At 67.2% G+C, this 20,563-nt stretch carries 19 protein-coding genes; 8 read left to right on the top strand and 11 right to left on the bottom strand.

Annotated features, from left to right (window positions below):
• Positions 1-6: 6 nt before the first annotated feature.
• Positions 7-1,644, top strand: coding sequence for a phosphoglucomutase (alpha-D-glucose-1,6-bisphosphate-dependent) (gene pgm / locus E3U47_RS03620; protein ID WP_134689646.1), 1,638 nt, complete (start codon positions 7-9; stop codon positions 1,642-1,644).
• A 281-nt stretch (positions 1,645-1,925) separates the two neighbouring features.
• Positions 1,926-2,813 carry a pirin family protein gene (locus E3U47_RS03615; protein ID WP_134689645.1) on the top strand — a complete coding sequence of 296 codons (888 nt, stop codon included), beginning with the start codon at positions 1,926-1,928 and terminating at the stop codon, positions 2,811-2,813.
• Between the two features lie 48 nt (positions 2,814-2,861).
• Here E3U47_RS03615 and E3U47_RS03610 read toward each other — a convergent pair whose 3' ends face one another.
• Both E3U47_RS03610 and E3U47_RS03605 read right to left on the bottom strand, forming a co-directional pair.
• Positions 2,862-3,278 carry a RidA family protein gene (locus E3U47_RS03610; RefSeq protein ID WP_134689644.1) on the bottom strand — a complete coding sequence of 139 codons (417 nt, stop codon included), beginning with the start codon at positions 3,276-3,278 and terminating at the stop codon, positions 2,862-2,864.
• Entirely contained in the window at positions 3,278-4,594 is a 1,317-nt protein-coding gene (locus E3U47_RS03605; RefSeq protein WP_134689643.1) for an NAD(P)/FAD-dependent oxidoreductase, read from the bottom strand. Before E3U47_RS03605 ends, E3U47_RS03610 begins: the two co-directional genes overlap by 1 nt.
• Positions 4,595-4,849: 255 nt before the next feature.
• Here E3U47_RS03605 and E3U47_RS03600 point away from each other — a divergent pair, with 255 nt between their 5' ends.
• Both E3U47_RS03600 and argE read left to right on the top strand, forming a co-directional pair.
• Complete coding sequence (locus E3U47_RS03600) at positions 4,850-5,527, top strand: DUF1028 domain-containing protein (RefSeq protein ID WP_134689642.1); 678 nt, start codon at positions 4,850-4,852, stop codon at positions 5,525-5,527.
• Positions 5,520-6,680, top strand: a complete 1,161-nt coding sequence (gene argE, locus E3U47_RS03595) for an acetylornithine deacetylase (RefSeq protein WP_134689641.1) — start codon at positions 5,520-5,522, stop codon at positions 6,678-6,680. Before E3U47_RS03600 ends, argE begins: the two co-directional genes overlap by 8 nt.
• Positions 6,681-6,711: 31 nt before the next feature.
• Here argE and E3U47_RS03590 read toward each other — a convergent pair whose 3' ends face one another.
• From E3U47_RS03590 to E3U47_RS03580, 3 genes are all read right to left on the bottom strand, one after another.
• Complete coding sequence (locus E3U47_RS03590) at positions 6,712-7,962, bottom strand: carbohydrate porin (RefSeq protein ID WP_134689640.1); 1,251 nt, start codon at positions 7,960-7,962, stop codon at positions 6,712-6,714.
• A 107-nt stretch (positions 7,963-8,069) separates the two neighbouring features.
• A complete protein-coding gene (locus E3U47_RS03585) occupies positions 8,070-10,475 on the bottom strand; it encodes a glucose/quinate/shikimate family membrane-bound PQQ-dependent dehydrogenase (protein WP_134689639.1) in 2,406 nt (801 codons plus the stop codon).
• Between the two features lie 159 nt (positions 10,476-10,634).
• The gene (locus E3U47_RS03580; RefSeq protein WP_134689638.1) at positions 10,635-11,228 is read right to left on the bottom strand and encodes a TetR/AcrR family transcriptional regulator; all 594 of its coding nucleotides are present in this window, start codon (positions 11,226-11,228) and stop codon (positions 10,635-10,637) included.
• 103 nt (positions 11,229-11,331) lie between these two features.
• On the opposite strand from E3U47_RS03580, the gene E3U47_RS03575 reads away from it, so the two are divergent.
• Entirely contained in the window at positions 11,332-12,702 is a 1,371-nt protein-coding gene (locus tag E3U47_RS03575) for an MATE family efflux transporter (protein WP_167659429.1), read from the top strand.
• On the opposite strand, the gene E3U47_RS03570 is transcribed toward E3U47_RS03575, so the two are convergent.
• The gene (locus E3U47_RS03570) at positions 12,690-13,019 is read right to left on the bottom strand and encodes a cupin domain-containing protein (RefSeq protein WP_134689636.1); all 330 of its coding nucleotides are present in this window, start codon (positions 13,017-13,019) and stop codon (positions 12,690-12,692) included. The two genes, E3U47_RS03575 and E3U47_RS03570, sit on opposite strands and share 13 nt — an antisense overlap.
• Positions 13,020-13,091: 72 nt before the next feature.
• Here E3U47_RS03570 and E3U47_RS03565 point away from each other — a divergent pair, with 72 nt between their 5' ends.
• A complete protein-coding gene (locus tag E3U47_RS03565; protein ID WP_134689635.1) occupies positions 13,092-13,991 on the top strand; it encodes a LysR family transcriptional regulator in 900 nt (299 codons plus the stop codon).
• 106 nt (positions 13,992-14,097) lie between these two features.
• The gene (locus tag E3U47_RS03560) at positions 14,098-15,147 is read left to right on the top strand and encodes an MFS transporter (RefSeq protein WP_134689634.1); all 1,050 of its coding nucleotides are present in this window, start codon (positions 14,098-14,100) and stop codon (positions 15,145-15,147) included.
• Between the two features lie 23 nt (positions 15,148-15,170).
• Here the strand turns inward: E3U47_RS03560 and E3U47_RS03555 are convergent, their stop codons facing one another.
• Complete coding sequence (locus E3U47_RS03555; protein ID WP_134689633.1) at positions 15,171-15,782, bottom strand: LysE family translocator; 612 nt, start codon at positions 15,780-15,782, stop codon at positions 15,171-15,173.
• Between the two features lie 100 nt (positions 15,783-15,882).
• Here E3U47_RS03555 and E3U47_RS03550 point away from each other — a divergent pair, with 100 nt between their 5' ends.
• Positions 15,883-16,845: a GlxA family transcriptional regulator gene (locus E3U47_RS03550; protein ID WP_134689632.1), complete on the top strand. Its 963-nt coding sequence runs from the start codon at positions 15,883-15,885 to the stop codon at positions 16,843-16,845.
• Positions 16,846-16,923: 78 nt separating this feature from the next.
• Here the strand turns inward: E3U47_RS03550 and E3U47_RS03545 are convergent, their stop codons facing one another.
• The 4 genes from E3U47_RS03545 to E3U47_RS03530 all read right to left on the bottom strand — a co-directional run bounded on the left by E3U47_RS03545 (position 16,924) and on the right by E3U47_RS03530 (position 20,561).
• On the bottom strand, positions 16,924-17,781 hold the full coding sequence (locus E3U47_RS03545) for a CAP domain-containing protein (RefSeq protein ID WP_134689631.1): 858 nt from the start codon (positions 17,779-17,781) through the stop codon (positions 16,924-16,926).
• A 169-nt stretch (positions 17,782-17,950) separates the two neighbouring features.
• Positions 17,951-18,559, bottom strand: a complete 609-nt coding sequence (locus tag E3U47_RS03540; protein WP_134689630.1) for a cell wall hydrolase — start codon at positions 18,557-18,559, stop codon at positions 17,951-17,953.
• Positions 18,560-18,606: 47 nt separating this feature from the next.
• Positions 18,607-19,524 (bottom strand): AEC family transporter, encoded by a 918-nt coding sequence (locus tag E3U47_RS03535; RefSeq protein WP_134689629.1) that lies wholly within the window; start codon positions 19,522-19,524, stop codon positions 18,607-18,609.
• Positions 19,525-19,697: 173 nt separating this feature from the next.
• Entirely contained in the window at positions 19,698-20,561 is an 864-nt protein-coding gene (locus E3U47_RS03530; RefSeq protein WP_134689628.1) for a LysR family transcriptional regulator, read from the bottom strand.
• Positions 20,562-20,563 lie beyond the last annotated feature (2 nt).

Genomic DNA, 20,563 nt, shown 5'->3' with positions numbered 1-20,563 from the left:
TCTTGCATGACGCTCAGTCCTTTGGCAGGCAAGCCGGCTCCGGCCAGCGTGCTGGTCGATATCCCCCGCCTGTTGACCGCTTACTACACCGGCCGCCCCGACGCCGCGGTAGCGGCCCAGCGCGTGGCCTTCGGCACCTCGGGCCACCGCGGCACTTCGTTCGAGCTGAGCTTCAACGAATACCACGTGCTGGCGATCACCCAGGCCATCTGCCTGTATCGCCAAGAGAAAGGCATCGACGGTCCGTTGTTCATCGGTGCCGATACCCACGCATTGTCCGCCCCGGCCGCCGCCAGCGCCCTGGAAGTGCTGGCCGCCAATGGCGTGCAGGTGATGCTGAGCAAGGACGACGAGTACACCCCGACCCCAGCGGTGTCCCACGCCATCCTGTGCTACAACCGTGGCCGCCAGCAGGGCATGGCCGACGGTATCGTCATCACCCCGTCGCACAACCCGCCGCAGAGCGGCGGCTTCAAGTACAACCCACCCAATGGCGGCCCTGCCGACAGCGACGTGACCAAGTGGGTCGAGGCCAAGGCCAACGAGCTGCTGGCCGCAGGCCTGGCCGGGGTCAAGCGCATGGATTACCAGCAAGCCCTTGGCGCCGCGACCACCCAGCGCCATGACTATGTCAGCAGCTATGTCGCCGACCTTGAAAACGTCATCGACTTCGAGGTGATCCGTGGCGCCAACCTGCGCCTGGGCGTCGACCCACTGGGCGGTGCCGGGGTGCGCTACTGGTCGGCCATCGCCGAGCGCTACCAGCTCAACCTGGAAGTGGTGAATACCGAAGTAGACCCGACCTTCCGCTTCATGACCGTCGACTGGGATGGGCAGATCCGCATGGACCCATCCTCGCCGTACGCCATGCAGGGCTTGATCGGCCTGCGCGAGCGCTTCGACGTGGCCTTCGCCTGCGACCCGGACCACGACCGCCACGGTATCGTCACCGCCGATGGCCTGCTGCAGCCGAACAACTACCTGGCCGTGGCCATCGACTACCTGTACCGCAATCGCCCGCAATGGCGCAGCGATGCGGCGGTGGGCAAGACCGTGGTTTCCAGCGGCCTGATCGACCGCGTTACCGCGGCGCTGGGCCGTGAGCTGTACGAAGTGCCGGTGGGCTTCAAGTTCTTCGCCCAGGGCCTGTTCGACGGCTCGTTGGGCTTTGGCGGCGAAGAGAGCGCCGGCGCCTCGTTCCTGCGCAAGGACGGCAGCGTCTGGGCCACCGACAAGGACGGCCTGATTCCGGCGCTGCTGGCGGCCGAGATGACCGCCCGCACCGGGCGCAACCCGAGCCAGATCTACGCTGATCTGACCGCCAAGCTGGGCAAGCCCTACGCCACTCGCGTCGAGGCCAAGGCCGATGCACGGCAGAAGGCGCTGCTGAGCAAGCTGGCGCCGGAGCAGGTCAAGTCCACCGAGCTTGCCGGCGAGCCCATCGAGCAGATCCTCAGCCACGCGCCGGGTAACGGCCAGGCCATCGGCGGGTTGAAGGTGATGACCGCCAACGGCTGGTTCGCCGCGCGCCCGTCCGGTACCGAGGATATCTACAAGATCTACGCCGAAAGCTTCATCGACGAGGCGCACCTGGCACGTCTGGTACAGGAAGCGCAGGTGCTGGTGGATGCGGCGATTGCCTGACCGGCCTCTGCCAGCGTTTACCGGCCTGTAGGCTGCTCTGCGCAGCCGGTGCCATGCACCGCGTCGCCTGGTTCGCCAGCAAGGCTGGCTCCTACAGGGCACAGCAGGCTGCTCTCTGCGTAGGAGCCAGCTTGCTGGCGAAGCAGGCGACGCCGATGTTCAGCGCAAGTCGCTGCCGAGTATATTGTTCCATTTTTGGAACGATCCATGCCGTTTTAGCTATCTACCGCATGATTAGCCTCACCGGTAAGGTGATATTCATCCACGAGAGGAGGCTTCTCATGAAAAAGATCCAAGGTATCCACCGCAGCCCCAATGCCCACTGGGTGGGTGACGGCTTCCCGGTGCGCAGCCTGTTCACCTACGACAACCTGGCCCGCCATATCAGCCCGTTCCTGCTGCTGGACTACGCCGGTCCCCACGATTTCACGCCCACCAGCGCCCGTCGTGGCGTCGGCCAGCACCCGCACCGCGGCTTCGAGACCGTGACCATCGTCTACCAGGGCGAACTGGAACACCGCGACTCCACTGGCGCCGGCGGCCTGATTGGCCCAGGCGACGTGCAATGGATGACCGCCGCCGGCGGTATCCTCCATGAGGAGTTCCACTCGCCAGCCTTCGCCAAGCGTGGCGGCACGCTGGAAATGGTCCAGCTGTGGGTCAACCTGCCGGCCAAAAACAAACGCGCCGCCGCCGGCTACCAGACCCTGCTGGCCAGTGACATTCCGCTGGTGACCCTGGACGGCGAGGCGGGCAGCCTGCGGGTGATCGCCGGGCGTTACCTGGACCACCAGGGGCCGGCCCGGACCTTCACCGAAATGGACGTGTGGGACCTGCGCCTGAAGGCTGGCGCCTCGTTGCAGCTGCCCGTTGCCGCCGGCCGCAATGCCGCGTTGGTGGTACTGCGTGGCAACCTGCGGGTCAATGATCAGCGTGAAGCTGGCCCGGCCAGCCTGGTACTGCTGGAGCGGGACGGCGAAAACCTGCGCATCGAGGCGCTGGAGGATGTCAGCGTGCTGCTGCTCAGCGGCGAGCCGATCGACGAGCCCATCGTCGGCTACGGCCCGTTCGTGATGAACAGCCAGGCGGAAATTGCCGAGTCGTTCGACGACTTCCAGGCCGGGCGGTTTGGCCAGATGGGCGGCGCCGAGCGTGGCGCCCGGCACTGATCACAGCTAGATCCCAATCGCCGGCAAGCCGGCGATTGTTTTTTTAGGTTACAGCTGCTCCGGCAGCACCGCGATCACATCGATCTCCATCAGCCATTCGGCTTGGGCCAAGCCTGCCACCACCAGCCCGGTGGAAATCGGGAACACCCCCTTCAACCATTTGCCGACCTCCTTGTACACCGGCTCGCGAAAGCGTGGATCGGTGATATAGGTGGTGGTCTTGACGATATGCGACAGATCCGAGCCGGCCTCTTCGAGCAACTGCTTGACGTTCTTCATTGCCTGCTCGGCCTGGGCCCGCGGGTCGCCCAGGCCCACCAGGCGCCCCTCGAAATCGGTGCCGACCTGGCCACGCACGTAGATGGTGTTGCCGGCCCTTACGGCCTGGCACAGGTCGTTGTCCAGGGTCTGGTTGGGGTAGGTGGCCTTGGTGTTGAACATGCGGATGCGGGTATGGGTAGGCATCAGTGGGCTCCGAAGGTGCTGACGTTGCTGATCGAGGAAGTCTGCTCGGCGTCGGCGCGCTGTTCGCGGTCGCGGTAGGCCAGGTAGGTGCGTTGGGTGGCGATATGCCCGGCGACATGCTTGGCGTCGTGCCATACGCCCCAGATGAACGATGAGCCACGGCGCGACAGCCAGGGCAGGCCGAGGAAGTACACGCCTGGCTCCTTGGATACGCCGCGCTGGTGCTGCGGCTTGCCGTTGGCGTCGAAGGTGTCGACCTGCAGCCAGCTGAAGTCGACGCCATAACCGGTGGCCCAGATGATGGTGCTGATTTGGGCCTGGGCCAGGTCGAGTTCGCGCAGGGGCTGGGTGAGGCAAGCCGGGTCGGGCAGGCGTTTGCGCGCCTCGGGCTCCTCGGGCAGGTCCAGGCCGTTGCGCGCGACATAGGCGTCGGCCGCGTCCAGCAGGGCCAGGTAGTTCTCGTCGCCACGCTTGATATTCTCGGCCAGGTTGTCCTGGAAGCGCGCCACGCCGCCCTCGAACGACTGGGTCAGGCCGACCAGGGTCATGCCTTGGTGGGCGAGGGCGCGAAAGTCCACGGTGTGCCCGCCTCGGGCGCCGGATACGGCGATGGTCACGTGCTCGCGACCGGGTTTGGCGATCTCGGCGTCCCACTCGCCGAGCACTCCCAGCCACCAGCAGAAGTCGCGGTTGCGATAGCTGCGCGGTGGCCGGTCATGGGCGCCCACCGACAGGTACACCTGACGTCCGGCGCGCAGCAGTTCCTCGGCGATCTGCACCCCGGAAGAGCCAGCGCCGACCACCAGCACCGCGCCTTCGGGCAACTGTTCAGGGTTGTAGTAGGCGGCGGAGTGAAGCTGGTGCAGGCCGGGATCCTGCGGGGCGATGGCCGGGATCACCGGGCGCTGGAACGGGCCGGTGGCGGCCACCACGCGGTTGGCATGGATCACGCCCTGGTTGGTGTCGATGGTGAAACCCGGGCGGTCGCTGTTGCGCAGCACGCGCTTGACCTCGACCCCGGTGCGCACCGGCAGGTTGTACTTGCGCACGTACTGCTCGAAGTAGTCCGCGACCTGCTCCTTGCCGGCGAAGGCGTCGGGGTCGAGGTCGAAAGCCAGGCCGGGGAAGCGGTCGTGCCAGGCCGGGCCGTTGGCCACTAGCGAGTCCCAGCGCCCGCTGCGCCAGGCTTCGGCGATGCGCTTGCGCTCCAGCACCAGGTGCGGCACGCCGAGCTTGCTCAGGTGTTCGCTCATGGCCACGCCGGCTTGGCCGGCGCCGACCACGAGGGTGTCGATTTCGAGATTGTTCAATGTCATGTCCCAGCCCTTCTTCTGCGGCGTTCTTGTTCAAGTCGGTGTTGCCTGGAGCCAGACTAGGGATGGGCCGGTAACCGCGAAAATAGTATTTAGCTGGGGCTTGCCGATAAAACGGCGAAGACCAGATGTTCAGGGGGGGCGTGGGGCCTTATAGGCGCCTTAGTTTTTTCCTGCCCAGTGCCGAGGAAAATGTTGGTTTCGTCGCTTGCGGGTGCGGTCGAGAATGCCAGTAAACCCCCAACAGGAGCTTTACCCATGACCTTCTCCATCGTCGGCCGCTGCCAGGAAACCGGCCAACTGGGCATCGCCATCAGTTCATCGAGCATCGCCGTCGGCGCCCGCTGCCCCTGGGTGCGGGCCGGGGTCGGCGCCGTGGCCAGCCAGAACATCACCTTGCCGGCCCTCGGCCCGCAGATCCTCGACGCCCTGGAACACGGCCAACTGCCGCCTGCCGCCGCCCTGGACCGGGTACTCAGCGCCAACGGCTGGAGCGAGTACCGCCAGGTCACGGTGATCGACAGCCAGGGCCAGGTGGCGCTGTTCACCGGCAAGCGGGCGCTGGGCGTGCACAACGCCGTGGCCGGCGAACACTGTGTGGCGGCCGGCAACCTGTTGTCGTCGCCTGCGGTGATCGAGGCCATGCTGGGCGCGTTCGAACAGGCCACCGGCCACTTGGCCGAGCGCCTGCTGGCGGCGCTGCACGCGGCCATGGCCGCTGGTGGCGAAGCGGGGCCGGTGCACTCGGCGGCGCTGAAGGTCGCCGGCGAGCTGACCTGGCCACTGGTGGATCTGCGCGTGGACTGGACCGAGCACGATCCGATCGCCGAGCTGGACCGCCTGTGGCAGGCCTACCGGCCGCAGATGCAAGACTACGTGACCCGCGCCCTGGACCCCAGCACAGCGCCAAGCTACGGGGTGGCGGGCGATGAATGAGCTGTGCAGTCGGGCGTTGCTGGCGCGATTGGTCGGGTTCGCCACGGTCAGCCGCGATTCCAACCTGGAGCTGATTGCCTTCATTCGCGATTACCTGGCGGGGTTTGGCGTTGCCAGTGAGCTGTTCCTCAACGAGGAGGGCACCAAGGCCAACCTGTTCGCCACGATCGGTCCGAGCGAGCGTGGTGGCGTGGTGCTGTCCGGGCACACCGACGTGGTGCCGGTGGACGGCCAGGCCTGGACCGTCGCGCCGTTCCAGCTCAGCGAACGTGATGGCCGCCTGTATGGCCGTGGCACCGCCGACATGAAAGGCTTCATCGCCGCCGTGCTGGCCGCGGTGCCGGCTTTTCTGGCGCAACCGCTGGCGATGCCGGTGCACCTGGCGTTTTCCTATGACGAGGAGGTGGGCTGCCTGGGAGTACGCTCGATGCTGGCCGCCTTGGCGCAGCGACCGCACAAGCCGCGCCTGTGCCTGATCGGCGAACCCACCGAACTCAAACCGGTGCTCGGCCACAAAGGCAAACTGGCGATGCGCTGCCAGGTTCAGGGCGCGGCTTGTCACTCGGCCTATGCGCCCTATGGCGTGAATGCCATCGAGTACGCGGCGCGGTTGATCGGCAAGCTGGCTGAGATCGGCGACGACCTGGCGCGCCCCGAGCACCACGACGAGCGCTTCGACCCGCCGTTTTCCACGGTCCAGACCGGCGTCATCCAGGGTGGCAGGGCGCTGAACATCGTGCCTGAAGAATGCGCGTTCGACTTCGAGGTGCGTGCCTTGCCAGGCTTCGCAGCCCAGGTCGTGGCCGACCGGCTGCACACATACGCCGAAGCCGAACTGTTGCCGCGCATGCGGGCAGTCAACGCCGCCAGTGCCATTCGCCTGCAGCCGTTGAGCGCCTACCCGGGCCTGGCGACAGCGGCCGACAGCGAGGCGGCGCGGCTGGTGGCGTTGCTCAGTGGCTCGGATGACTTCGCCACCGTGGCCTTTGGCACCGAAGGCGGTCTGTTCGACCAGGCCGGTATTCCCACGGTGGTGTGCGGCCCGGGAAGCATGGAGCAGGGGCACAAGCCAGATGAGTTCGTCAGTATCGAGCAGTTGCAGGGCTGTGACGCGATGCTGCGGCGCTTGGCCGAATACCTCAGGCAGGCTTGATATCGCGGGGAAAGCCCGCTGCCGCAAGGCTTCAGAATGTCGCCTTGACCTGCAAGCCGAACACCAGCGCATTGTCGATGTTCTGCCCGGAAAACGCCCCAGGCTCGACAATGTACTGTACGTCCGGCCGCAGGTTCAGCCAGGACGTGGCCTGGTAGCCATAGCTGAGCTCCAGCAATTGTTCGGCGCTGTCCAGGTTGGGGAAACCTTGCCCGGCCTCGAACGCCGCGGCTTGCTGCACATCGCGGCTGCGCGGGTTAGGCACCGCGCGCCCGTAGCCGAATGCCAGGGTATCGCGCGGGCGACCTGCGAATGGCTTGTACAGCACCACGCCGGCGCCATACCAGCGGGTGAAGGGCGAGGCGGCCTGGCTCGATGCCGAATACTGGCCAAAGGCATGCAAGCTGCGTCCAGCCGATGCCGGGTCGTGCCACAGCGCCTGGTCGACCAGCAGGTAGTGGCCGCCGCGGCCGGCGACGCGCTTGTCGCTGCCGATGCGCTGCACGTTGGAGCTGTCGTAGTAGTAGCCGAGCTTGTATTCGCCCGGCAGCACGCCTGGGCGCTTGTACACCAGCTCCAGCGGCAGCACGGTGCCGGTGGTGTGCTTGGGCCCCAGGTGCCAGGCGCGGCTGGCATTGCCGTTGCTCGCAGGGTCGACGTTGAACGCCGCCAGCCGTAGCTGCCAGGCCGGTGCCAGGTCGTACTTTAGGCGCGCGCCAAGGTGGGCGTTGGGGTAGTTGCTCCAGCCGCTGCCGCCGGACATGTTCAGCGGATGGCCGCAGAATCCGGCGTTCATGAAGTTGCACAGGATGCCGCTGTCCAGGCCGCCGAGGTCGTTGCCCATGGCCATGTAGCCGAGCTTGAGGTTCAGCGCCGGGGTCAGGTTGCGCGCGTAGCTGAGCTCGGTCAGGCGGGTATACAGGCCGCCGTAGTTTTCCTGGATGGGCAGACGGTTGCCGACCAGGTCCTCGGAGGCGCTGTTGCCGCGGCGGTCGTTGATGCTCAACTGGACTTGGCCGGCGTCGTCCAGGCCATACAGTTTCGCCAGGTCGAACTGCACGCCGAGCTTGATGTTCTGCGCATAGCGGGCTGAGCGGTGCTGGCCGCCGTGGGCGTTGTAGGCGGTTTCGCCGCTATAGTCACCGGTGAAGGTGACGCCGTCGGCTTGCAGTTGCTGGCGCAGGCCGCCCCAGTCGCCGGTGAGGGTAGTGGCGTCGGCCAGGGCGGTGGTGCTGGCCAGGATCAGGAGCAGGGCGGGGGTGATGCGGGGTACGAAGCGCATTGCAAAATTCTCGGGACTGCTGAAGGCCATCGCGCGGCAAGCGCGCTCCTGCAGGGCCTTGTACAAGACCCGTGGGAGTGCGCTTGGCGCGTATGGGAACGCGATGCTTACGGCAGGGCGTAGGCCATCACATAATCGCCACGGTCGCTCGACTGGCGCGCGCCACCGGCGCTGATCACCACGTACTGCTTGCCGGTTTTGGGCGACACGTAGGTCATCGGCCCGCCTTGGCTGCCCACCGGCAGACGGGCCTTCCAGAGCTCATTGCCGTTGCCGCTGTCGTAGGCGCGCAGGTAGAAGTCCTGGGTACCGGCGATGAACACCAGGCCACCCTGGGTCGACAGGGTGCCGCCGAGGGTCGGCAGGCCGATCTTGATCGGCAGGTGCATGCGGATGCCGAGCGGGCCGGTGTCCTCGACGGTGCCCACCGGCACCTGCCAGGCAATCTGCCGGGTGCGCATGTCGATGGCGGTCAGGGTGCCGTAGGGCGGCGCCTGGCAGGGGATGCCGGCCACCGACAGGAAGCGGTTCTTGTTCACCGCGTACGGCGTGCCCTTGAGCGGCACGGCGCCCATGCCGGTATTCAGCGCCTCGCCACCGGAGGCGGCGTCGCCCTGGTTCTGCGACGGCACCATCTGGATCCACAGGCCCAGGCGCATGTCGTTGACGAAGATGAAACCGTGCACCGGGTCGGTGGACAGGCTGCCCCAGTTCATGCCGCCCAGCGAGCCAGGGAAGCTCAGCGACAGGTCGGTGCCGGGCGCGGTATACAGGCCGTCGTAGCGCATCTTCTTGAAATCGATGCGGCACAGCAGCTGGTCGTATGGCGTCGCGCCCCACATGTCCGCCTCGGTCAGGGTCTGCGCGCCGATCTGCGGCATGCCCACCGACTTCGGCTGGGTAGGGGAATAGGGCTCATGGGGGATGTTGCCCGGCTTGACCGGCACTTCGTCGACCTGGGTCAGCGGCTTGCCGGTGGCACGGTCGAGTACGTAGAGCTGCCCGGCCTTGGTGCCGATGACCACGGCTGGCACGGTCTTGCCGTCATCGCCGGTGAAGTCGATCAGGCTCGGCTGCATCGGCAGGTCGAAGTCCCACAGGTCGTTGTGCACGGTCTGGTACACCCATTTCTGGTTGCCGGTGGTGGCGTCCAGGGCCAGCACCGAGGCGCCGTAGGTGTGGTCCAGGATGTTGCGCTCGACCCCGTAGATATCGGTGGAGGACGAGCCCATCGGCAGGAACAGGGTGTTCATCGCCGGGTCGTAGGACATCGGCGCCCAACTGTTCGGTGTGCTGCGCACGTAGGTGGCGTCGCCCTGCGGGGCGTTGCGCTGTTGCGGGTTGCCCGGGTCGAAGGCCCAGCGCATGGCCCCACTGATCACGTCGAAGCCACGGATCACGCCTCCGGGCATGTCGGTCTGGACGTTGTCGGCGACGCGCCCGCCGACCACCACGGTGGTGCCGGCCATCAGCGGCGCGGACGACAACTGGTAGTAGGAGTCCGGCACATTGCCCAGGCCGGCCTTGAGGTCGACCTGGCCATTGTTGCCGAAGCCCTGGCAGAACGCGCCGGTGTCGGCGTCGACGGCGATCAGGCGGCCGTCGATGGTGTTGGTCAGCAGGCGGCGCTGGCAGTTGGCGCCGGGCGCCACCTGGGCCACGGTGACTGGCGAGCTGCCCGGCTGGGTCGGTTGCGCCAAGGGGGCGCTGGCGTCGAAGTAGGCCATGCCGCGGCAGCGCTGCCAGACCTTGGACTGGGCGTTGATCTGATTTTTCCAGAGCTCGCGGCCGCTGTCGGCGTCCAGCGCGATCAGGTTGTTGTGCGGGGTACAGATGAACACCTTGTCGCCGACCTGCAAGGGGGTCAGTTGGTCCTCGGCGCCGTTGCCGTCGCTGATGGCCACGTCACCGGTGTGGTAGGTCCAGGCCACCTGGAGCTTGTCGACGTTGCCACGGTTGATCTGCTCCAGCGCGGCGAAGCGGCTGCCGCCTTCGCTGTTGCCGTAGTGGGCCCAGTTCTGTTGCGCCGTGCCCGGCGCCACCGGGGTCAGGCCCGGGCCCTTGCCGTTGGCGACGACGCTGGGGTGGGCGATGAACATGTTGCCGGCGGCGATGGCCAGCCCCACGGCCAGCACGCCGGCCACGCCATAGGCAGCGCGGGCCTGGCGCCGCACCAGCTGTGGGTAGACCAGCGCGACCAGCAGGCCGATCGCGGTGAACATGAACAGGCGTGAGAACAGTGGCCAGAACACCAGGCCCGTGTCGGCCAGCGCCCAGGCCAGGGTGCCGAGCAGGAACAGGGCGTACAACCAGGCCCCAGCCGGCTTGCGCCGGGCGATGAGGATGCCGGCGATGGCCATGGCCAGGCCGCCGACCAGGAAGTACCAGGAGCCGCCCAGGCCGGCCAGCGTGACGCCGCCAGCAGCCAGGAGCAGGCCAAGCAGGGCGATGACCACGCCCAGGCCGACCAGGATGAATGTGCAGGCGCCAGGGGCGCGGGGAGTGTGTTTCATGCCAGGGATCTCGCAGGTGGAATGCGCGGCAGTGTAAGCCCTTAGCAAGCTAATTAACAAGTTAGTACATTTTGTCTTGGCAAGATTCCGGGTTGCCGGCGAACATCGATACAGCCGCTGCCATCCGCCACGCCGCCTGGTTCGCCAGCAAGCTGGCTCCTACAGTTGCAAGCCTTCCAGCAAGCAGCGCAGCGCCGCTTTCACCCGTTCTGCGGCCTGCTGCGGATCGTCCTGGGCAACCAGCCACATTCCGCTGTCGCCCATCGCGCCGTTGATCAGATGGGCCATGGCCACGGCATCGAACGCCCGCAACCGGCCGGCTTGCTGCAACTCCACCAGGCCCTGGGCCATCGGCCCGATGTAGCTGGCTTCCTCCAGCTCGCGCAAGCGCGGGCCGAGCACGGCTGGGGCGTCCTGCAGCAGGATCCGCCGCAGGGCCGGGTCGTGCAGCAGGTCGTAATAGTGCAGGCAGGTGTCGATGTAGCCCTCCCACGGGTCGGTATGGCTGTCGTAGCGAGCATCCAGGGCCTGGTTGATCGCATCCAGCAAGTGCTGGACCACGGCGCTGAACAGCCCGGCCTTGCCGCCGAAATGGTGGTGCAGGGCGCCGCGGGTCAGGTCGACCTCGGCGCACAGGTCGTCCATGACCACGGCAGCGAAGCCCTTTTCGGCGAACTGGCGGCGGGCGGCGGCAATCAGCCGTTCGGTGGTGTCGGCGCTCATGGCGGCGCGGCTGCGGCGAGGGGCGGGCATGGCAACTCCAAGGTGAAAGCGATGGAGCACAAATTAGCATACGTTGCGTATGTCAATAAATGGCATTAGCATACGCGACGTATGTCAATTGGAGGTTGTGGCCGTGACTGCCCGTGATTCATCTACCCCTGTGGCCTGGCTGGGCGAACTGCCAGGCCTGTTGCGCCTGGCCTTGCCCCTGGTGCTGGGCTTGTCGGCCGCCGAGCTGATCAGCCTGACCGACACCGTGCTGCTGGCATCGCTGGGCACCGTGGTACTGGCCTGTGTCGCCCTGACCAGCAGCGCCGGGCTGATTTTCCACGCCGGCTTGTATGGCATGCTTGCGACCCTGAGCGTGCGCGTCGGCCATGCCCATGGCGCCGATGACCCGGCTGACGTGGCGCGCACCTTGCGCGGCGGGCTTGGCTACGGCTTGCTGATCGGTAGCCTCGGCTGCCTGCTGATGCTCGCCAGCTTGCCGCTGCTGCAATGGCTGGGCGTGCCGCTGCCGGATGTGGCGCTGTTGACGCCGTACTGGCAGGCCATGGCGGTGTTCCTGATCCCGTATTGCCTGATGGTGGTGTTCAAGGACGTGCTGGAGGCCATCGGCCGGCCGTGGGTGGCGGTGCTGCTGGTGATGAGCGCGGTGCTGTTCAATATTCCGCTGAGCTATGGCCTGATCCATGGCCATTGCGGCCTGCCGGCCCTGGGCCTGGTCGGGGCGGGGATCGCCGGGGTGATCGCCGAGTCGTTGGCGGTCGCCTTGGCCCTGGCCTACTGGCGCCTGGCACCGTCGCTGGCGCGTTACCGCCTGGCGCCCCAGGGGCCACGGCTGGGCTGGAAGACCTTGCTCGGCGAGGGCTGGCCATTGGGCCTGGGCTACCTGGCCGAGGCCGGCGCGGTGGTGATCGCCGCCTGGATGCTCGGCTGGCTGGGCACCGCGGCCCTGGCGGCCAACCAGGTGGTGCAGTCGATCGGTGCGCTGCTGTACATGCTGCCGCTGGGCATGGCGGCGGCGGTGAGCATCCGCATCAGTCAGGCCCAGGGCCGCGGCCAGACCACGCGCATCCGCGCCATCGGCAGCGCCACCTTCATCAGCGTGACGGCCTGGATGCTGGTGGCCACGCTGCTGCTGGCGCTGTTTGGCCGGCGCATCGCCGAGGCCATGAGCGACGACCCGCAGGTGATCGCCATCGCCGTGCCGATGTTCGTGGTGGTGGCTGCCATGCAAGTGGCCGACGGCTTGCAGTCCACCGCGTTGGGGGCCCTGCGCGGCTTGCAGGATTACCGCTGGCCGGTGGGGGTGACGATGGTCAGCTACTGGTTGCTGGCGCTGCCGCTGAGCTACTGGCTGGCGTTCCATTCGGCGCTGGGCGCGGTAGGGGTGTGGGTCGGCTTTGCCAGCGGCCTGGCGGTGGCGGCGCTGCTGCTGCCCTGGCGCTTCTACCAGTTGCAGCGGCCGGCGCCGTGCGGAGCTGCTGTTCAGGCGCGATAGAACACCGCCAGCCACACCGTCGCCACGCCGGGTTCGGTCCAGGCCACCCGGTGGCGGCAGTGGGCGGGGATATCCAGGTGATCGCCAGCACGTAGTACGCGAGGCTGGTTTTCATCTGCCAGCTGCAGCCCGGCGCTGCCGCTGAGCAGCACCACCCATTCGCCTTCGTCCTGGTCGTACCAGAACCCCGGCGGACTGGCCTGGCCAGTGGAAACGATGCGCTCGATGCGCATGCCCGGGCGTTCGAGCAAGGTGCTCAATTGCTCCTCGGCCTGGGCGTTCAGGGGCGGCAGGGCGGTGAACAGGTTGCCAGGCATGTAGACCTCCATGGAGTTGATTGCACGGCAAGATTGTAGGAAGGTTCCTGGCTTTGCCCCAGGGAAAGTGCAATGGACAAGCTGTTGGCGATCAAGGCGTTCATGGCCACTGTCGAGGCCCGGGGGTTTTCCGCCGCCGCGCGCAAGCTCGGCGTGGCAACCTCGTCGGTGTCGCGGCTGGTCGACGCCCTGGAGCAGGACCTGGGCGCCAGCCTGTTCAATCGCTCGACCCGCCAGGTGAGCCTGACCGAAGCCGGCGCCGGTTACTACCAGCGTGCACGGGATATCGTCGAGGCCCTGGCCGATGCCGATGCCAGTGTCGCCGACCGTGGCGAGGAGCCGGTGGGGGTGCTGCGCCTGTGTCTGCCGGTGGAGTTCGGGCGGCGCGTGATCGCCCCGCACCTGGGCGCGTTTCTGGCGCGCCACCCGGGGCTGGAGCTGGACATCGACCTCAGCGATCGATTCGACGACCTGCTCGATGGCCGCTACGACCTGAGCATCCGCCTCGGCGAGCCTGCGCCCAGTGACGAACTGGTGTGCTGCCCGTTGGGGCGTTTCCAGCGTTGGTTGGTGGCCAGCCCGGCTTACCTGGCGGCGCGGGCGCCCTTGCAGCATCCGCAACAACTGGCCGATTGCGCCTGCCTGCGCTTTCGCTACGGTCAGGCCGCCCGGCCTTGGCGGCTGCGCCAGGCCGAGCAGACCCTGGAACTGAATGTCGCCGGGCCCCTGCGCAGCGCCAACGCCGACCTGTTGCGCGAGGCTGCCATTGCCGGCAGTGGCGTCGCGCTGCTGGCCGACTGGCTGGTGCGCGGCGATGTCGAGGCCGGGCGCCTGCACCGCCTGTTCGCCGACTGGGAGGTCAGCCCCGGCATCGCCAGCACTGGGATCAATGCCTTGTACCTGCCCAACCACCGCGGTTCGCGGCGGGTGATGGCGTTCGTGGCGTTCTGCGAGGCACTGCTGGCAGGCTGAACCGTTGCGCGCTGCGCAAAGGCCCGTTGCGCAGGCGGTGGATTCTCGCCCGCGGGCTGGCACGGCACCATGCGCGCACTTTCCGTCGTTTGCGAGGCATTGCCCCATGCATCCTTCCCTGGCTGTCGCCCAGCCCTCGGTCCCCGGCCTGAGCCGGGCCCTGGTGACCCTGCTGGCGTTCTGCTGCGGCGCCATCGTCGCCAATATCTATTACGCGCAACCCATCGTCGGGCTGATCGCCCCGGACCTGGGCCTGTCCGGCGAGCGTGCCAGCCTGATCGTTTCCCTGACCCAGCTGGGTTATGCCCTGGGCCTGTTGCTGCTGGTGCCGTTGGCCGACTTGCTGGAAAACCGCCGGTTGATGGTCGCCACCGCGCTACTGGCCACGCTCAGTCTGTTGCTGGCCGGCACCCGTGACCATGGCCAGGGGGCCGCGTTCCTGGCCTATGCCGGGTTGATCGGGTTCAGCTCGGTGTCGGTGCAGATGCTGGTTCCCCTGGCGGCGCACCTGGCCCCCGAGCAGCAGCGCGGGCGGGTGGTGGGCAACATCATGGGCGGCCTGCTGCTGGGCATTCTGCTGGCGCGCCCGCTGTCGAGCCTGGTGGCCGATCACTTCGGCTGGCGCCTGGTGTTCATCGGTGCCGCCGGGGTGATGTTGGCGATCATCCTGCTGCTGGCGCTGACGCTGCCGCGCCGGGTGCCTGAACACAAAGCCAGCTATGCCGGATTGATGCGCTCGCTGCTGGTGCTGCTGCGTCGCTATCCGCTGCTGCGTCGGCGGGCGCTTTACCAGGCGCTGATGTTCGCCGCCTTCAGCCTGTACTGGACCGCAGTGCCGCTGGCGCTGGTGATAGGTGTCAGCGCGCCGGGCATGAGCGTGATTGGCCTGGGACTTACCGGGGTGATGCTGGATTTCGCGGTGCAGATGAACATGGTGATCGGCCAGCGCGAGGTCTATGCGCTGGACCCTGCCAGCCGCGGGCGGCTCAACGCGCTGTACATGACCAGCATTTTCCTCGGCGGCGCCGTGGGCTCGGCGCTGGCCAGCGGGGTGTATGCGCAGTTCGGTTGGAGCGGCGTGGCGCTGCTGGGGGCGGGGTTGCCGACCGTGGCGCTGGTGGTCTTCCTGTTGGTCGCGGATGGACGACGCCCTTGAGCGGCAGGGCCTGTCACGTCCCGCTAACGCCCCAGTGGCAAGGCCACGCCGATTACCGCGAACAATCCCCCGCAACAACGGTTGAAACCCCGGCCACCCTTGGCCAGCCACGGGCGAATGCGAAACGCCAGGCGCGCCAGCAGGTATTCGACCAGGCACTCGACGCTGGCGAAGGTCGCCGCCATCACCACGAACTGCATCAGCAAGCCACGCTGCGGGTCGATGAACTGAGGCAGGAAGGCGCCGTAGAACAACAGCACCTTGGGGTTGGCCATGGCGGACAGGCAGCCCTGGCGGAACAGCCCGGCATTGTTCAACCGGGCGTTGCCTTGGGGCTGCTCCAGGTGCAGCGCCGGGCTGCGCCACAACTGGATGCCCAGCCACAGCAGATAGGCCCCGCCCAGCCACTTGAGCACGCTCAGCAGCGAGGCAGAGGCTTGCAGCAAGGCACTCAAGCCGAACATGGTCAGCGCGATCAGGGCACTGAAGCCGAACACCCCGCCGAGAATGGTGAACAGCGTACGCCGGGCACCGTATAGCGCGCCGTGGGTCAGGGCCAGCAGGCTGTTGGGGCCTGGGGTCAGCGACAGGCCAATGCTGGCGAGCAGGTAGATGAGCCAGGTGTCGAGTGCCATGCCTAGGTACCTTTGACGAATTCAGGGCGCCAGTGTAGGGCACGGCGTTGCAACGGACGGGTATTATCTAGACATTCAAAGGTTTTATCTGGACATCCTGATGACTCCCGACCTGCGCTTGCTGATTCTGCCCTTGCCAACGTTCGCGCTACTGCCCTTTGGCGGTTTTCTCGACAAATTGCGGTTCTCGGCCGATGACGAGGACTACAGCCGCCAACGCTACTGCAGTTGGCGTATCCTCGGGCTCGATTCCACCCCGGTGGAGTCGAGCAGTGGCGCGGTGGTGCAGGTGGATCTGACCGCGCAGCAGCTGGACTGGGGCGACTTCGATTACCTGGTGCTGTTCGGTGGGCGCAATGCCGCGCACACCGCGGCGCTGGCCCCGCGCTACAAACCCTTGCTGCGCCAGGCGGTGAAGGCGGGAGTGAAGCTGGTGAGCATCGACAATGCGGCGTTCCTGCTGGCCGCCTGCGGTTTGCTGGATGGGCACAAGGTGGTGCTGCACTGGCGCCACGAGGCTGAGTTTCGCGCGTCGTTCCCACAGCTACAGGTGCTGACCGAGCAGTTGTACTGCTTCGATGGCGCCCGCATCAGCTGTGCCGGCGGCACCGCCGCCATCGACCTGGCCGTGGCCTTGATCGCCCAGGCCAGCGGCCGGGCCAGGGCGCTCAAGGGCCTGGCCGACATGCTGGTGGACGAGAGCCGCGACAGCCGCCATGCCCTGCGTTCGCTGGAGGCTGGGCCCGAGCAGGCGCGCGCGGTGCAACGGGCGAGCGCGCTGATGCGCCATCACCTGGCGGCGCCAGTGACCATCGAGGCCTTGTCCGCGGAGCTGGGTATCAGCAGGCGCCAGCTCGACCGCCAATTCCAGGCCTGCCATGGCATGAGCGCCAAGGCCTGGTGGCTGGAGATGCGCTTGCAGCAGGCGCGCTGGCGGCTGCTCAATTCCAGCCACAGCCTGGCGCAGATCGCCGATGAAGTGGGTATGGGCGACGCCAGTTACCTGGGCAAGTGGGTGCGGCGGCGCTTTGGTTGCACGGCGCAGGCGTTGCGCAGGACGTGAGATCGTGGGGCGTTGGCAGTGTGCGCTCCATGGGCCGCTCCCACAGGGGGCGTGCATGGCAGGCGGATCTTTCGTGCCTTACTGCGGCGTACCGAACATCCCCGTCCAGTAGATGCCGGCGTCGCTCTTCGGGTCCACGGCATAGGCCGCGCCCAGTTCACGGAAGTCCGGGTTCATCAGGGTGGCGCAATGCCCAGGGCTGGCCAGCCAGCCATCGACCACCTTGCGCGCGGTGTCGCGCCCGGCGGCGATGTTCTCGCCAATCTGCCGATACAGGTAGCCGGCCAGCTCCGCGCGGTCGCCCGGGGTGCGGCCCTCGCGGTCGATATGGTCGAAGAAGTTCTGGTTGGCCATGTTGCGCGTGTGGGTGGCGGCGACCCCGGCCAGGGTCGTGCTCCAGGTCAGGGCCGGGGCGGCAGGGTAGGGCTGGCCGCCGCACTGGCGTGGCAGGTTGCGCGCGGCGTTGACTTCCTGCAGCAGCTTCTGACCTTCGGCCTGCCAGTCGCCCAGGCGGCCGCTGAGCAGCGGCCGGGCCAGGACGATGCGCCAGTCACGGCCTTCCTGGCTGACGCCGATATCGACGAACTGTGGGTCGAGCACCACCTGGCAGAAGCTTTCCTCGACGGCCTTCATCGCCGCCTTGGCGTCGCGCGGGCCGGACAGGCTGATGGCTTGCACGTTGACCATTGGGTAGGCGGCGCGGGTCATGGCCTGCTGCAGGTCGCGGGTGCCTTCCGGCGACAGCGCCAGGCGCGTGTCGCTGTTGAGTGGCGGCAGCTCCAGCGAGGCTTCGCCAGCGCAACGCTGGGCCTGGCTGCGGTAACTGTTGATCGTATCGATCAGTTGCGCTTCTTCGCCGGTGAAGGCCTGGGCGCCGCCGCTGGCGAGCAGGCCCAGCGTCAGGCCGAAGAGGCAGGCAACGGATGGGACGCGCATGTGGATCTCCCTGTAACTGGCAGCGTCGGGTCTGCGCTGCTCATCCTACACAAGCGCGCGGCGTTTGGCCCGGCGTTGTGCGATGGGTGAAAACGCTCGGCAATCGATTGCGAGCGGCAAAAGAGGGAGTAGACCTTGGGTATTTGGGAAAGTGCGATTTACCCATGGCTCAACGTGCCAACGCCGGGTTCGGCCGGTAGAACAGGAAGTGCCGGGTTTCGGCGGTCTTGTGGTAGGCCTTGGCCCAATCGGGCTTGACGTTGCGGTCATGGAAATACAGCGCGCCGCCGGTGGGGTCCGCGAGCTGCTGGTTGAGCGCCTTGCGCGCGATTTCCTTGGCCACGGCATAACGCTCGGCCTCTTCCACCTGGTCGGGGCGCCCGTCGCACCACCAGGAAAACTGGCAGCTCTTGCTTTCCACGCCTTGCTTGACCACCGCGCAGATGCTGTCGGGGAAGCCATCGTGCCCCACGCGGTTGAGCACCACGCTGGCCACGGCGCGCATGTCCTGGTCATCGGCGCCCTTGGCTTCCCAATAGAGGGTGCGGGCCAGACAGGTGATGCTGTCGTCCAGCGGTGCCTGGCCTGCCGGGTCGACGGCCTGTACTTCGCTGCGCTTGAGGGTTTCCTGTGGTTTTGGCGGTGCTGCGTCCTCGACCACTTTGTTCTCGAGCACTTGCGCCTTGTCTTCGGCGATCGCTGCCGTTGGGCTGTCGGCGGCGTGGAGCAACGGGCTGGCGAGCAGGGACAGGCTGAACAGGATCCAGGCAGGGGGCATGGTCGAGCTTCCTTGGGGAGGGCTGAGCTGAGTCTAGCCAAACGGCGTCAACCCAGAGCCAGGCTCAGCACCAACGGCAGGGTCGCGGCGGCAAGGACGGTCTGCAAAGCGATGATGGTCGCCATCAGCGGCGCGTTGCCGCCCATCTGCCGGGCCATCACATAGGACGACGAGGCGGTGGGCAGCGCCTGGAACAGCACCGCCACCACCGCCGCCTGGCCGCCGAGGCCGAGCAGGCGGCACAGGCCCCAGGTGGTCAGCGGCATGACCAGGAACTTGAACAGCGAGGCCGCCAGCAGTGGCTTGACCTGTTGGCCCAGACGCGCGCCGCCCAAGGCTGCGCCGACACACAGCAAGCCCAGCGGCAATGCGGCCTGGCCCAGGGCCTTGACGGTCGGCTCCAGCCCCGTTGGCAGACCCAGGCCGCTGATTCGCAGCAGCAGGCCGCCGGCGCAGCCGACGATCAGCGGATTGGCGAAGATCGCCCTGAGTACCGTGGCCGGCGAGCTGTGGCGGGCGCTGAATCGGGCGAACACCAGCACGCAGAGCAGGTTCACCAAGGGCACGATGGCCGCGTTGGCCACCGCCGCCAAGGCGATCCCGGCGCTGCCGTAGAGGCCGGCGGCAAGGGTGGCGCCGATATAGTTGTTGAAGCGCACGCCGCCCTGGAACACCGAGGTGAAATCGGCGCCGTCGTGGCTTGCCGCGCCCTGGTAGAGCACCAGCAACAGGGCACCGAGCAGGGTCGAGAGCATCAGCACGCCGACCATGCCCAGTACTGGCACGCCGTCGAGGTTGGCGCTGGCCAGGCCATGCAGGAACAGAGCAGGCAACAGCACGTAGTAGCTCAAGCGCTCGGCGCCGGGCCAGAAACTCTCGGCGACAAAGCCACGGACCCGCAGCCAGGCGCCCAGGGCAATGAGCAGGATGATCGGGACCAGGGTGGTCAGCAGCAGGTGGAGCATGGCGGGCGGTCCGTGAACGGGTACCGGCACAGGGTAGCGGAGGGAAGTGCACAGAAAAAACGGTGTTTTCTGCAGTGACCATTGAGAAAAACTGCATTGTCGCTGGGGCCGCGTTGCGCCCTTTTCGCCGCCATGCCGGCTCCTGCAGGCACCGCGTGCTGGCGAAAGAGCCGCTAGGCCTCCAGTGCCGTTTTCAGCACCGCGCTCAAATGCCGGCGCTGGCTCTTCTCGTGCTCGAGCAGCACCATGCGCCGGGTCAGTTGCGGCTCGCCGAAGGGCAGCACGCTGGCCGCCGGCAGGCGGGCCAGGTCGTCGTCGCTCATGGGGATGATCGCCACCCCCAGGCCCATGGCCGCCATGCGCGCCAGGGCTTCCTGGCTGTCCAGTTCCATCTGCTCGCTGACTTGCAGGCGCTGGCGGCGCAGCTCCTGCTCGATCTGCCGACCGGCCCAGGCGCGCTTGTCGAAGCGCAGGAACGGCTGGCTGGCGAGCAACGCGGGCAGGCTTTGCCCTGCCAGCTCGGCGCTGGCGATGGCCCAGAAGCGGTCTTCGAACAAGGGCACATAGTGCAGGCACTGCGGATAGGGGCTGACCGGCTCGGTGGTGATGGCCGCGTCCAGCTCGCCATCCTCGACCCGCCGGGCCAGCTCCGCCGACATGCCGGAGACCACGCTGACATGCAATTGCGGGTGGTGGGCCTTGATCCACACCAGCGCCCGTGGCAGGCGCCGGGCCAGCACCGTGTGGATGGCGCCGATGCGCAGCCGACCGCGTAGACCCGGGCCGCTGGCCAGGGTGTCGGCCAGTTCGTCGTAGGCGGCTAGAATCCCCTCGGCGCGTGCCACGGCCAACTGGCCGGCCTCGGTGAGCACCACTTGCCGACGGCTGCGGTCGAACAAGGCCACCTGCAGTTCGTCCTCGAGGGTCTTGATATGCAAGCTCACGGCTGACGGGGTCAGGCTCAGCAGGTCGGCGGCACGGGCGAAGGTGCCGTGGCGGGCGATGGTGACCAGGGTACGCAGGGCTTTGAGGGACACGC

Origin of the sequence: Pseudomonas sp. RIT623 (genome assembly GCF_004519305.1) — a bacterium.
In the GTDB taxonomy this organism is placed as follows: Bacteria; Pseudomonadota; Gammaproteobacteria; order Pseudomonadales; family Pseudomonadaceae; genus Aquipseudomonas.
Note: the sequence above shows the minus strand (reverse complement) of the source record. Positions and strands in the feature narration are given on the sequence as shown.